Annotated in this window: 13 protein-coding genes; 2 read left to right on the top strand and 11 right to left on the bottom strand. The window is 53.4% G+C overall.

Going from position 1 to position 13,254, the window contains the following annotated elements; translation table 11 throughout:
* The first annotated feature begins 97 nt into the window (after positions 1-97).
* Positions 98-424 carry a helix-turn-helix domain-containing protein gene (locus tag MHI24_RS30595; RefSeq protein ID WP_340023321.1) on the top strand — a complete coding sequence of 109 codons (327 nt, stop codon included), beginning with the start codon at positions 98-100 and terminating at the stop codon, positions 422-424.
* Positions 425-517: 93 nt separating this feature from the next.
* On the opposite strand, the gene MHI24_RS30590 is transcribed toward MHI24_RS30595, so the two are convergent.
* From MHI24_RS30590 to MHI24_RS30545, 10 genes are all read right to left on the bottom strand, one after another.
* A complete protein-coding gene (locus MHI24_RS30590; protein ID WP_340023320.1) occupies positions 518-1,399 on the bottom strand; it encodes an ABC transporter permease subunit in 882 nt (293 codons plus the stop codon).
* A complete protein-coding gene (locus MHI24_RS30585) occupies positions 1,396-2,379 on the bottom strand; it encodes an ABC transporter ATP-binding protein (protein ID WP_340023319.1) in 984 nt (327 codons plus the stop codon). Before MHI24_RS30585 ends, MHI24_RS30590 begins: the two co-directional genes overlap by 4 nt.
* The gene (locus MHI24_RS30580; RefSeq protein ID WP_340023318.1) at positions 2,376-3,491 is read right to left on the bottom strand and encodes a hypothetical protein; all 1,116 of its coding nucleotides are present in this window, start codon (positions 3,489-3,491) and stop codon (positions 2,376-2,378) included. The genes MHI24_RS30585 and MHI24_RS30580 overlap by 4 nt, the downstream gene beginning before the upstream one ends.
* Before the next feature lie 23 nt (positions 3,492-3,514).
* Positions 3,515-4,030, bottom strand: coding sequence for a sigma-70 family RNA polymerase sigma factor (locus MHI24_RS30575; RefSeq protein ID WP_340023317.1), 516 nt, complete (start codon positions 4,028-4,030; stop codon positions 3,515-3,517).
* Between the two features lie 213 nt (positions 4,031-4,243).
* Positions 4,244-5,524: a stalk domain-containing protein gene (locus MHI24_RS30570; protein WP_340023316.1), complete on the bottom strand. Its 1,281-nt coding sequence runs from the start codon at positions 5,522-5,524 to the stop codon at positions 4,244-4,246.
* Between the two features lie 97 nt (positions 5,525-5,621).
* Positions 5,622-7,076: a PTS transporter subunit EIIC gene (locus MHI24_RS30565; RefSeq protein WP_340023315.1), complete on the bottom strand. Its 1,455-nt coding sequence runs from the start codon at positions 7,074-7,076 to the stop codon at positions 5,622-5,624.
* Between the two features lie 46 nt (positions 7,077-7,122).
* Positions 7,123-7,632 carry a PTS glucose transporter subunit IIA gene (locus MHI24_RS30560; protein WP_340023314.1) on the bottom strand — a complete coding sequence of 170 codons (510 nt, stop codon included), beginning with the start codon at positions 7,630-7,632 and terminating at the stop codon, positions 7,123-7,125.
* Positions 7,633-7,652: 20 nt separating this feature from the next.
* Positions 7,653-8,519 (bottom strand): PRD domain-containing protein, encoded by an 867-nt coding sequence (locus MHI24_RS30555; RefSeq protein ID WP_340023313.1) that lies wholly within the window; start codon positions 8,517-8,519, stop codon positions 7,653-7,655.
* A 169-nt stretch (positions 8,520-8,688) separates the two neighbouring features.
* Positions 8,689-11,418, bottom strand: a complete 2,730-nt coding sequence (locus MHI24_RS30550; RefSeq protein ID WP_340023312.1) for a CHASE3 domain-containing protein — start codon at positions 11,416-11,418, stop codon at positions 8,689-8,691.
* A 76-nt stretch (positions 11,419-11,494) separates the two neighbouring features.
* Complete coding sequence (locus tag MHI24_RS30545; protein ID WP_238655180.1) at positions 11,495-11,884, bottom strand: DivIVA domain-containing protein; 390 nt, start codon at positions 11,882-11,884, stop codon at positions 11,495-11,497.
* A gap of 189 nt (positions 11,885-12,073) precedes the next feature.
* Here MHI24_RS30545 and MHI24_RS30540 point away from each other — a divergent pair, with 189 nt between their 5' ends.
* Positions 12,074-12,637 (top strand): TraR/DksA C4-type zinc finger protein, encoded by a 564-nt coding sequence (locus MHI24_RS30540; RefSeq protein WP_340023311.1) that lies wholly within the window; start codon positions 12,074-12,076, stop codon positions 12,635-12,637.
* 49 nt (positions 12,638-12,686) lie between these two features.
* Here the strand turns inward: MHI24_RS30540 and MHI24_RS30535 are convergent, their stop codons facing one another.
* Positions 12,687-13,046 (bottom strand): helix-turn-helix transcriptional regulator, encoded by a 360-nt coding sequence (locus MHI24_RS30535; RefSeq protein ID WP_340023310.1) that lies wholly within the window; start codon positions 13,044-13,046, stop codon positions 12,687-12,689.
* Positions 13,047-13,254: the final 208 nt, after the last annotated feature.

Genomic DNA, 13,254 nt, shown 5'->3' with positions numbered 1-13,254 from the left:
TCATTGTAATATAACTTCGTCAAGTTATAACATATATTTAAATATTTATAATTACTTATTGTAAGTTTATGATATAATGAATGTCGAGGTGATCCTTATGAATGAATTCGAAATGTGTCCCCGCTTTGAGAAGGCAGTGGATGTACTCAGCAAACGGTGGGTAGCGCTCATCGTATTCGTCCTGATGGATGGTCCGCGGCGGTTCGGTGAGATCGAGCATTGCTTATCCAACTTAAGCGGTAAGGTATTGTCCGACCGGCTCAAGGAGATGGAGAACGAAGGCATTATCCAGCGTACTGTATATCCCGAGATTCCTGTACGGATTGAGTATTCGCTGACCAAGAAAGGCACAGCACTGGCCCCTATCCTTGGGGAGATCAGCAACTGGTCCACGGAATGGATCGAGATTGGCGCGGCCAAATGAGTGCCCGTCTGCACACGAAGCAGCGCCCTTGAAGCTCCTTAGCAAGGAGACTTTGGGGGCGCTGCTTCGTTTTTTGCGAATAGAGTATTCATTCTACAGATCTTTACGCTGGAAACGCAGAAGTCCCAGTGCAAATACAATTACTGTGTAGCCCGCAGCGTACATAAGGAAGGTATTGGACGGAAAAGAGCTGATATTCAGCATACTGAGCGGCCCGCTGTTCAGCGATACGAACCCGTTCAGATCCTTCATGCTGAACAGTTCGACGGTCATTCTGCGCTGGAGCGTATCCGCCGGCATCAGCATCGATATCATTCCGGTCAGATTCTGCAGCACCTCCCAGGCGTCATCCTCCAGCCGCAGCGTTCCGGCGATCTTATCGATCATTCCCCCGAGAAACCCGGCACCATACAGCATCGTCATGAACACTCCGTTCCCGAGAGCGGAGAATATACCAGAGCCCAGCATAGACACAGAAATCAACAGCGGGACCACGGAAGCAAACAGCAGAAATGACTTTGTGAGCACAAAGACATCTCTTGGAACATTCGCATGGGCGCTGGTAACCAGCAGAATGGCTGCGAATAGAATGAAGGCATAGACAATCCCGAGCGTGACGAAGCCGAGCCAGCGCCCGAGGTACCACTTCCAGCGCGGCAGCGGCCGGGGCAGCAGCGCCTGCATTACTCCCTGCTCCGCCTCTCCCGCAATAACGGAGAAGGAGCTGAATATCGCCAGAAAGGCGATAACGAACGCACCGAAGAAGAACCCCAGGCTTAAGATAAAAGCCCCGTTTATATATTGCGTGAATAATTCATTGCCGTTAGCCAGCGAGTCAGGACCCGGATCGTTCATTCCGATGGTACCGGCTACGAACCAGAAGGCAATCAGGAACACCAAGGTTAGCAGCAAGGTCAGCAGCATTACTTTTTTGCGCAGCATTTCCTTCCAGGTCATCGCAAGTATGGTTGTCATTCCTTCTCCCCCCTATGATTCAGCCCGGATACTGCATCCATGAACCAACCCTCCAGCCGCTGCGTCTGGCGGATCACCTCATACAAGGTCATTCCCTGCTCTACGATCAGCCCGTTCAGCCAGCCCGCCTGCTCCTCGTGATCCAACTCCGCCTCCAGCCATACGATGCTGTCATCCGGCGAAGGCTCTTGTCCTGCTCTATTGCCCGGTGCCGCAGATTGACGGACCGCTAACCCTGTATGCTCATTTAACCAGGACAGCAAAAAAGGCGTGTATCCGCCTACCTTGAACCGCCAGGTTGTCTGCTTGCTGAGCATCTCCGCTACACTGCCGTGCCGCAGGACCGCCCCGCCATTCAGCAGGGCCATCCGGTCGCACAGCACTTCAACATCCTCAAGCAGATGAGAGTTGAGAAAAATGGTGATTCCTCTCTCCTTAAGCCGCTGCAGGATTTCCCGCACTTCCATCCTCCCGATCGGATCAAGTGCCGAGGACGGCTCATCCAGGAAAAGGACCTCCGGCTCGTTCACCAGCGCACAGGCCAGGCCCAGCCGCTGCTGCATTCCTTTGGAATAATGCTTGACCCGGTCCTTCCCGCGCTGCCCGATGCCCACCTCCGTAAGCAGCCGGGGAATTCTCCGGTCCGCGTCTGCCTTCGGAATCCGGCATAGTCTGGCATGGAGCCTGACTACCTCTTCACCGGTCAGCCATTCCTGATAGCGGTACAGCTCCGGCAGATAGCCGATCTTCATTTTGGCTTCCAGCGAGCCCAGCGGATGGCCCAGAATAGAAGCCTGGCCGCCCGTCGGCGAGAGAAGTCCGACAAGCATTTTGACGAAGGTACTCTTGCCTGCGCCGTTGGGGCCGAGGAAGCCGAAGGCTTCCCCTTTCCCTACAGTAAGCGTAATGTCCCGGCAGCCGCGTCCATTGGTATATACTTTGGTCAGGCCGTTCGTATCAATGGCAGGGATGTTGCTCATGGTGCCATCAGCTCCTCTACCTTCTTAAGGAATTGCTCCCGGTCAGGGTAGACGTCCCCGCCGCTCAACTGCAGCACTTGCCCCTTTTGTACCCAGACCGCCGTATAGTTGTTGCCGCTGGCGAACTTCATTTCGGTCAGAATTACCGGTGTGCCGGCAACCGTAATCTGTTCATCAAGACTGCCCTTAATCAGCGGCATCGGCAGGTCGCCGGACAAGATCCGGCTCTTCTGCAGGCTGCTTCTCAGCTCATCAGGAATCAGCGGGAAGTTCACGACCGCATCAATCGCTTCATTCAGATCAACAGAAGGATCTACAGTAACCACAGGGGTATTCATCTGCGAGAGGTTGGCCCAGTCCTGACCGGTGGACAGGTCATAATTGACCGTCTCAGGAATCTGGAGCGTAATCGGCTTGCCGTCCACAGATTCAGGCAGCAGATCGCTTGAGCCCATACGCTTCAGCGCCTTGTTCACCTCGTTCACCTTCAGCTTGAGCGTGATTTCATGATTTCCGGTAACCTGGGCGTACTTTACATCTCCCGCCCCCTTCAGCGGCTCATAGCCCAGCAATCCCTGGATATCCTTAACCGGGACACTGCCCTTCATCTCTCCATTCGTAATCGAGATATCGCCGAAGGTCTCAATAGAATTCCATATATTCCCATCCTCTGAAAGCTGATAGAACATACTCCGCAGGTCACCTTCATTCACAACAGTAGCATCCTGCATCTTGAACTGGTTCAGCAAAGCAGCCATGGCTGTATTCCCCACCGGGGTCGCCAGAATGGCGGCGAAGACGGCTACACCTGCTGCCGCTGCTGCCCATTTGCGGCCGCGGCTCATTAGAGGTCTGCGCGGCTTGCGGCCACTGTTATGCGGCTGAGCTTCTGTCTGGAATGGTGCAGCAGATGGCGCTGGCATCTCCTCTTCCGCCAGCATTGCGGCTGGCGCGGTTAGCTGGTTCTCTTCTGCCGCTTCTGCAGGTGCTGTCTCCTGCTTGCCCCATGACGCCCATACCGGATTAACCGGCTCATCTCCAAGCTTCTCCTGTAATTTAGCCCAGGCTTCGTCGGTGCCCAAGGGCAAGGAATTTCCGTTCGCTCTATTCATTGCTTCATTCCTCCCGGATTTCTTTAGTCTTGCGGAATGGATTTCACCGCATGATGCTTCAGTTTAGCTGTTGCCCGGCTCAGCAGTGTTCCGACCACCGGCGGCTTCACGCCCAGCTCGCCTGCGATCTCAGCGTAGCTGTAGCCTGAGTACTTCAGCAAGAGCGCCTGCCGGTCCCGTTCAGGCAGATCCTCCAGCCAGCTCCGCACATCCTCCTGATCGAGCTTGCTCAGGACAACCTCTTCCCCTGTAGGTGCAGCCGCCTGCGGATCATACATCAGCTCCTGCTTGTTGATCAGACGCTGCTCTCTCACTTTTTTATTCAGATAATCGTATCCGATCCGTGTAAGCACCCGGTGAAGCCAGGCTCCAAGCGCTGCCGGATCATCCGGCGGATTCCGGTACAGTCTGAGAAAGACCTCCTGGGCCAGATCATCGGCCGCACTCTCGTCCCGCACCAGTGCCGCCAGCTTGCGGCGCACACTCGGGTAATGCTCATAAAAAATCAGTTTGAAATGGTCTGATTCCGGAATAGTCATTAGGTAAATCCTCCTTATCCGCTGCAGCTATAAGAAAGACGAACGTTTTCGCCGTTTTGTATCACCTTGCTTCAAGAAATTCTCATTGAGATCCGATTCTGCATATTATTATACAAGCCCGTCGATTCATTCACTAATATATTGAACAGCAAAAAACGGCCTCCAGGTACATCCTGGAGACCGTTTCCGTACGTTTTATTCCATTACCCTACACTATTCCTTATCATAATTTTCATCACCGATCTGAATGCTTCCGTCATCATGCTGGAAGAATAATGAGCTGGATACCTTACCGTCACTGAAGGCAAAAACAATAGTATTGCCGCTGATCTTGTATGAGCCGCTATCAGAACCGCCGGCCCCGCCCGTGGTGGGTGCGCCTCCCTGCACGCTGCCAAGCATCAGATTGTCACCGGTGAAGGTTCCGTTGGTGTTCAGAACCAGTGTCCGCTCCCATGAGGTTGATCCGGCCGAGATGCCCGCCAGTCCCTGGAAGCCGCGGTGCACATAAGTTCCGCTTAGCGTCAGCCCGCTTTTGACCGTCTTGACCCGGCCTAATTCAACATCATCGATATACAGCTTGCCGGATTTCACCGCAATGTCATAGGACTCGCCGCCGCTCAGCTTCAGCTTGCCGTTCTGAATCGTGTAGGTCTGGCAGCCATCCCGTGAGCAGTTGATCGTCTCCGGCCCGCCTTGCGGCGGAGCGTCTACCAGCACTTTGTTCCCGGGCAGGAAGGTGATGATATTCCAGCACATCCCCCCGCACTCATACCCGTCGTAATCCGGGCTGAAGCCATAGTACATCCCTTGCAGCTGACTGAGGTTCACCTGGTCCGAAGCGGCCGGTTTATAGGAGCCGTCTCCGGCAGGCGCACTTGGCACCGTACCCGGCGCTGGCGGCTTAGGCTGCGGCGGATTGCTGGCCACCTGCTCATCATAGATCTTTTTGAATTCGGCGATTTTCTTGTCAATCTCTGCCTTAGCCGTTGCTTTGGTCAGTCCTTTACCGGTCAAATACGGGTCAGTGTAGACGAGAACTTGCGGCTTATATGGATTCCACGCTACCAGTGCCTGAGTGGATTCCCCGATGAACCGGAGCGGAACCATGGTATAGCTGTCAACAATCTTAGGCGCCTGCATCAGTTGAACATTCTTTCCGTTAACAGAAGCGGTCTTGCTGCCTATGGTCATGACGATCGTCAGGCCTTCCTTGGTACCGGTTACCTTCTGCTGTGCAGGCTCCCAGCCTACCTTAAGGCCCATGGCCTCGAACAGAGGGCGGAAAGGCACCAGCGTTGTACCGTTATCCAATAGCGGGGCTTTTTCAAAAGACAACGTTTTATCATCCAGGTTAACTTCGATCGTTTTGCCTGCCGCAGGCGAAGCCTCCGCCTTGCCCGCTGACACAATCAATAACAGGGCTATTCCCAGCCATAGTGCAGCCATCCATATCCGCCGGATTCCGGGTCCGGCCTCCCGCCTCATAGTCATCCCGACTCTCATCCTTTCAGGGCAGTTTTTTAGTTGTATACCCGGGAGAGAGGTGTCCAAAACACAAACCATAGAAATATTTGTATAAAACTTGATGCTACATCAGCTTCTTAATCTCATCCTTAATCTGCTCGGACTGGGGTCCGAAGACGATCTGTACCGCGCCCTGACCGAGCCGCATGACACCGGAGGCACCAAGCTGCTTAAGGGCTGCGTCCTTCACCGCCTTCTCATCAGCCACGTTCAGGCGCAGGCGGGTAATGCAGGCATCGATGCTGCGGATATTCTCCGGCCCGCCGATGTTCTCCAGGATCTTCGCCGCTCTGGAGGAACCGGATACGGAGGCTCCGCCTTTGGAGAGGTCAATGGCTTCATCGTCAACATCGTCCTCACGGCCGGGTGTTTTGAGGTTGAACTTCGTAATTACAAACCGGAATAATACATAATACAGCAGGAAGAATGCAATCCCGACAGGGAACAGAATCCATGCATTTGTGGAAAGCTTGAGATTGGTCAGGTAGTCAATCAGACCTGCGGAGAAACTGAAGCCTAGCCTTACATCCAGCAGGTACATCACTGCCATCGACACGCCAGTCAGAAGCGCATGAACCAGATACAGAAGCGGTGCTACAAACATAAACGAGAATTCCAGCGGTTCAGTAATCCCCGTCAGAATCGATGCAATCGCAGATCCTATGAAGATGGACGCTACCATCTTTTTCTTTTCCGGCTTGGCGGTGTGAATGAAAGCAAGCGCCGCTCCCGGCAAAGCGAACATCATGATCGGGAAGAACCCGGTTGTGAACATCCCGGCGCTCTTATCACCGGCCAGGAAACGCCAGACGTCACCATGGATGACTTCACCGGCTGCATTGGTAAAGTCACCGAGTTGGAACCACGCAATGGTGTTGATTACATGGTGAAGACCAATCGGAACAAGCAGGCGGTTGGCGGTACCGAACACGAAAGAACCAATCGCGCCAAGACTTACTACCCAGTTGCCGAATTCGCTGATTACATCCTGAACCGGGCTCCAGATCATCCCGATGAAGATCGACAGCACCATTGTCGAAGCTGCGGTAACAATTGGAACGAAGCGTTTACCTGCGAAGAAGCCCAGCCAATCAGGCAGTTTAATATTGTGATACTTCTTGTACAGGAACGCTGCCCATGCTCCGGCAAAGATCCCCCCAAGCACGCCCATATCCAGCACTACATCGTCACCAATGAAGCCGAAGGTCCCGGGAACGATCAGCAATACTTTGGTAAGAACCATATAAGCAATAAGTGCCGACAGTGCAGCTACCGCATCTCCGGCAAAGCCGATGGCAACACCTACAGCAAAAATCAAGGCCAGATTGCCAAAGATTGCGCCGGCACCTGCATTCAAGAAAGGAGCGACATACTGGTTCAGGAATCCGCCTACCGTGCTGCCCAGATGCAAATCCTTTTCATAATTAAGAAGTCCGAACCCTTGCAGAATGGCTGCCGCCGGCAAGGTGGCTACCGGAAGCATCAACGATTTACCGAGCTTTTGCAGAAAAGCTAACATAATGAAATCATCCCCCTGGTTTCATTTTATTAAGTACAATTATGTTTTATTGCCTTGAAGCCACTGTAAGAATCCGGCTCTCTCCTGCGGAGACCGCACCGTAATGGCACTCTACCTCCGGGGTGTCCTCCCCGCTGCCGGTCACGATCACCGGAATAACGGTCCGGTAACCGGCGCTGCGGATCGATTCCAGATCGAATGTAATCAGCGTCTGGCCTGCCTTCACGGCATCCCCGCCGGCAATATGGCTGGTGAAGCCCTCCCCTTTCAGCCCAACGGTATCAATGCCGATATGCATCAGCAGCTGCAGGCCCGAAGCATGCTCCAGGATCAGCGCATGATTCGTACGGACCACATGTGCTACACTTCCGTCAAACGGAGCGATTAATCTCCCCTCTACAGGTTCTATGGCGATACCCTTGCCCATATGCCCACCGGCAAACGTCTCATCCGGCACTTCCGATAATGGAACCGCTTGCCCGCTGACAGGGGCAATTACCGCCAAGGCGGCAGCAGCATGTTTCTCTTCCTTTTTGGATTTCCATCTTGAGAACATTACGTTCACTCCTTGCCCTGCTATTTATTTTTCTCTATCGTCTGGAATAACCGGTGCAGATGCATGGCGAGGAAGCAGATTTCTTCTTCAGGTACGTCTACACTGAGCTTGCCTTGCATGATCTTGCCCATCCGCTGGGCGAGCTTGTATTCATCCTTGTATTCCTTCTTGATATGCTTCACGAACGGGTTGTCGATGAGCGAACCCTGCAGAATCCGTTCAATCGAGAACCGCAAATGGACTACCAGCCGGACATGATTCATACTCCCGTGTTCAAAAGTAATCTTGCGTTCCTGGCGCACCAGCTCCATCATCTCGCTGACCAGGTTGGAAGCCTTCACGAGCTGGCCGACCGGCACATTGCTGACCGCCGAATAGACATGGTAGGTCAGGAAGCCGACCTCATCCTCCGGGATCTCCACCCCGAAGGCTGCACTGATTTTCTCCGCTGCCGTGTAAGCGATCTCATATTCCTTGGGAAAGGTCATCCGCGTCTCCTCCAGGAACGGGTTGACAATATCCATCCCGCTCCGCAGACGAAAAATCGTGAACTGGATATGGCTGGGGAGCGCCAAATACACCTTGTCGTTAAGCGTACCGGGAAACGCTCTGCTGATATCGGAGATAATCTCATCCGTTATCGTCATCACCTTGGGATCGATATCCTCCAGCAGAATCTGATATTGGCTCCATTCCTCCCGGTCCTCCAGACGGAACAGCTTCTCAATCCGGGGATCGTCCGCATCGATGACCCCTGTATCCTTCAGTGCAAATCCGATGCCCTTGCCGATAATGACGTATTCTTTGCTTTTCTTGCCGCCCTCGACCATGACGACATTATTTCCGATCACCCGCAGGACCCGGTACAGTTCGTTCTCCCTCGCCAAGTTGCCCCTCCTTTCGGCCCAAAGCCTGATTTTTTGCACAAAAAAGAGCCAAGATTGTCTCAATGTAGTGAGTACAAATCTTGGCTCATGCCCTGTTAAGGTAACACGCCAACTGCATATAAATGATCATTTATGCTCTCATAATAAGGCATACCGGTTATTCCGTCAATCAATTTCTGCGCTCCGGCATCCAGCGGCACAACCGGGTGATGACATCCTGAAGCAGCACCGGCTTGCTGATGAAATCAGTCGCTCCTGCGGACAGGCACCGCTCCCTATCTTCCTTCATCGTCTTGGCGGAGACCGCTATAATCGGCAGTTCTGTAAGCCGCAGCTCCTCGCGGATAATAGATAAGGTGTCATAGCCATCGAGGTTAGGCATCATGATATCGAGCAGTACAATATCCAGGTCCGGCTGCTCTCTGACCATCTGCAGGCATTCATAACCGGTCTGGGCCGTCAGAATGTTCATTCCGTATAGGGCAAGCCCCTGCCGAAGTGCATAGATATTTCGCATATCATCATCTACGATCAGCACAGTACGGCCATGAAGCTTATCATATTCCTTCCCGGACAAGGTATCCTCGCTTCCGGCAGGTTCTCCTTCGGGTTCAGAACCTGTCTGCATCTCTTCAGTTAATTGCGGTGCCGGCCCCTCTTCCTCATGCTCTCCTTCGCGGCAGGGAAGGTACAGCGTGAAGGTGCTGCCTCTCCCCTCCTCACTCTCCAGGGCGATATGTCCGCCCAGCAGCCGGGCCAGCTGCAGTGAGATGGATAAGCCAAGCCCCGTCCCGCCGTATTTGCGGGCTGTTGTTCCGTCCGCCTGGCGGAAGGCCTCGAAGATCAGCGCCCGGTTCTCAGGCGAAATTCCGATGCCGGTATCGCGGACCGCAAAGGCCAGGACAGGCCCCTGCACGGTAACACTATGGTCCGTATAAGAGTCCAGCTTCCGGATCTCTACCGACACTAATCCCTGCTCCGTGAATTTGAAGGCATTGGACAGCAGATTCCGCAGGATCTGATGCAGCCGCAGCTCATCGGTGTAGAACAGATCCGGGACTTCCTTGCCCAAGCTTACGCTGAAAGCAACATTCTGGGCTTCGGCCACCTTGCTGAAGTACCCCTTCAGCAGCGCTGGCAGCTCGGTCAGATTCACCGCATCCATTTCCACATGCATTTTGCCGGCTTCCACCTTGGAGAGATCCAGGATGTCATTAATCATGTTCAGCAGATCGCTGCCCGAATTGTAGATGACCGAGGCATAACCCTGTTCTTCCTCCGTTAAGGTGTTATTCCGGTTCTCCGTCAGCAGCTGGGAGAGAATCAGCATACTGTTGAGCGGGGTCCGCAGTTCATGGGACATGTTGGCCAGGAACTCGGTTTTGTAGCGTGAGCTCTGCTCCAGCTGCTCATTATAACGCTCCAGCTCAATCGCTGCGTTCTCGGCAACGGCCTTCTGGTTCTCCAGCTCCTTGTTCACGGCAATCAGCTCACGGGTCTGGCTCTGCAGCTCTTCTGTCTGCATCTGCATCTCCTCGGACTGGCTCTGCAGTTCCTCGGACTGGACCTGAAGCTCTTCATTAATAATCTGCGAGTCCTGCAGCAGCCGCTGGATCTCCATCCGCGTCATGACGGAATTCACTGTAACCCCCATCATCGTCAGCAGTTCGTTCAGCAATTTATAATGATAAGCAGCCCAGTGCGTGAGCGCAGCAATTTCCAACACCGCAACCGTCTTATTCTCAAAAACGATCGGGGCAATCACCGCAAACTTCGGCGCAGCTCTGCCCAGTCCTGAATGAATCGATATGTAATCTTCCGGCAATGCCTTCACAATGTTCAACCGCTGGTCCAGGGCACATTGTCCGACCAGCCCTTCTCCCGGCTCTATCACTTCCGGACCGCTGCTATCTCCGTTATTTCCGGTTCCGGCATAGCTGTAGATCCGCTCGAACGCTTCTTCCCTGTTAATTACGAAGATGGCGGCATACTGCATTTCCAGCATGACCGAGAGACGATTCACAAATACCTTGCAGAGCGAAGGCAAATCCGTTGTCTCCTGAAGGGCTATCGACATGGCGGTCAGCTGGTCACTCATCCATTGCTCTCTCTGCACGCTGTCAAGCAGGCCGTTCGTCGCAGTTCCCAGGTCATAGACCTCATCCCGGGTTCTTACCTGGATACGGTCTGCGCGGTTACCGCCCGAGGCGATACCATTAATGGCCTGAATGACACTGTGCAGCGGGCCGACAATGCTGGCCGAGATCAGATAGGTAATCAGCAGCGCCAGCAGGACTACCAGTCCCCAGAGAATGTACATCGTAATTAACAGTTTATGATTGCTGTCCTTCAGACTGCTGATCCGCTCATTGGTGAGCGTGCGTTCGATGTCCCGGAAGTAATCGGACTGGGAGCGGATCGTGTCGATCACGCTTTTACCGGTATCATTGCGAAAAAAAGCACTTACAGCTGCACTATGGCCGTTCTTCTTCAGCTCTACGACATGCTGCCCGGCCACTTCAATCCACTTCTCGATATTAGCGGTAATGGTGTTCAGGTTACGGACCTGATCCGGATTATCGGTAATCAGGCTGTTCAGCTTCGCAGCGTTGATCCGCCATTGCACCATCCCGTCATTATAAGGCTCCAGGTACGCTTCATCGCCGGTGAGGACGTAGCCCCGCTGTCCGGTCTCCATGTCGAGTACATTTTTCTCAATCTGGTAGGTCAGTTCATGAACTTCGATATCGTGGTCGCTCAGGAACACCGTTTCCTTCTCAAGGCTGGTAATTCTGCTGGAGACGATCACCAGGAACAGCCCCAGCATCACTAGTATAATCATGTATCCCAAAGCAATCTTGCCACGGATCTTCAAGCTCCACGGTTGCTTCTCCGGCAACGGTACAACCCCCATCCAGAGTTATGCTATTAAGTATGTTCTAATTCTCATCCTCAGGCTTCCAGTTGTTCAGAGCTTATAAATAGCTCTCAGTGCGGGGCAGACGGTCCTTGAGCTGCCGGACATTCGCCTCCAGCTTCATAATGACATCCTCCAGATCCATCGGATCAATCCCCTTGATGACCGGAACTGGAGCAGGCACGGTTGCCGCCTTGGCCGCCGCCTTCAATTCCTTCATCTCAATCTGCTGCTCCTGCCACTTATCCATCAGATCGGCAATGGTAGCATAGAAGCGCTCGTAATCCTTAATTACGCTGTCAAGGAAGGTGTCCACCTCCTCGGCATCATATCCGCGCAGCTTCATGCTGAATTCCTTCTCATGAATGGTAAGTGCATCAAGTGTAATACCCAGCTGGCTGAACAGCTTCCTCTGCTTATCCAGCCGGCGTTTCATATGTTCGTCCATATCAGTAACCTCCATGTGTGTGCTGCATTCATCCGGCAGTACTTATTATAACAGGGTGATAGCAGCCTGAAAATATCACTAAAGTTCCAATTCTGCACAGCAATGCCTGCTGATTGCATGCCAGGACATTAGGGTAAGGAAAGATGACGACAGTATAACCACTAACCCGCCAGAAAGGAAGATGACCAGATGAGCCATTTAACCGAAGCTGAACTCAAGCAGTTGAAGCAATCCCTGGAGGAACGCAAAGCCGGGCTGAAGCAGCATTTCTCCGGTGACGGAGCAGAGGACAGCCTGCTGGGCGAATCACTCACACTCTCTACGGGTGAGCTCTCTTCCGTGGATAATCACCCTGCCGATACAGGAACCGAGACCTTCGAGCGCAGCCGCGACTTGTCGATCAATACCTCGTTATCCGAAGAATTAGCGGAAATTGAAGCTGCACTCAAGCGGATGGAGGACGGGACGTACGGCATCTGTGAAGCCAGCGGCGAACCGATTCCCTTCGAACGGCTTGAAGCCATTCCCTTCACGCGCTATACCGTGGAACACGCTCCGGCCAGCCGGGATTCCGGCGAACGCCCTGTAGAAGAGGAAGTGATGACGCCGCCTCCTGCCGGTGCAGGACAGGGACGCCAGGAGCATAGCGGCCGATTTGACGATGCCGGAGCCTGGGATGCCGTGGAGGACTATGGCAGTGCAAGCTCGCCGGTCACTCCGCCCGGACAGGATACGGAAGAAGAGGATACCTGATTCAGTCACTTGTAAATGGTACCCCTGGGCGGCCTAGCAGTCCCTTCTGTCAGTAGTTGTCCGCTACCGCCTTGTTGAGTATGCCCAGACAGCGGTCGAGGTCGGTCTTCACCTGCTTTTTGTAGAGCCTGGCCTTCTCCTCCCCGTCAGAAGTGAAATGATATAAGACGATTTCCTGGAAATCGACCTTGGGATCGCTCCCCTTGAGCTGCTTGGTGCGGTAGAGTATCCCTTGCTGCACCAGCTCATGCAGGGCGCGGTAGATTTCACTCTGGGGAGGAGAATAGCCGTGGGCCTTGAAATCCCTCCGCAAATCCTCAAGCATCTGGTATCCGTACCCCTTATGCTGTTCCACCATCGTAATCAGATACACCTTTATAAACGCCCGCTGGGCAATCATAAACGCCATAAGACACCTCCCATCCCCTAGTATAAACGCTATTTCCCAGCATTCACAACAAGTAATTGATGCGGCTTACAGCGATTTCCGCACACTATGATGCTATACACAGGAACGGGCGGATTGAAACGGCAGGCTGCTCTCAGTAACCTTTTACAGCTCGGCCCGGCGTCCTCCCCGAAAATCATCTGATATCTCCTCGTATGTCTGCTATCTT

It is taken from the genome of Paenibacillus sp. FSL K6-1096 (assembly GCF_037977055.1).
Taxonomy (GTDB): Bacteria; Bacillota; Bacilli; order Paenibacillales; family Paenibacillaceae; genus Paenibacillus_AQ.
Note: the sequence above shows the minus strand (reverse complement) of the source record. Positions and strands in the feature narration are given on the sequence as shown.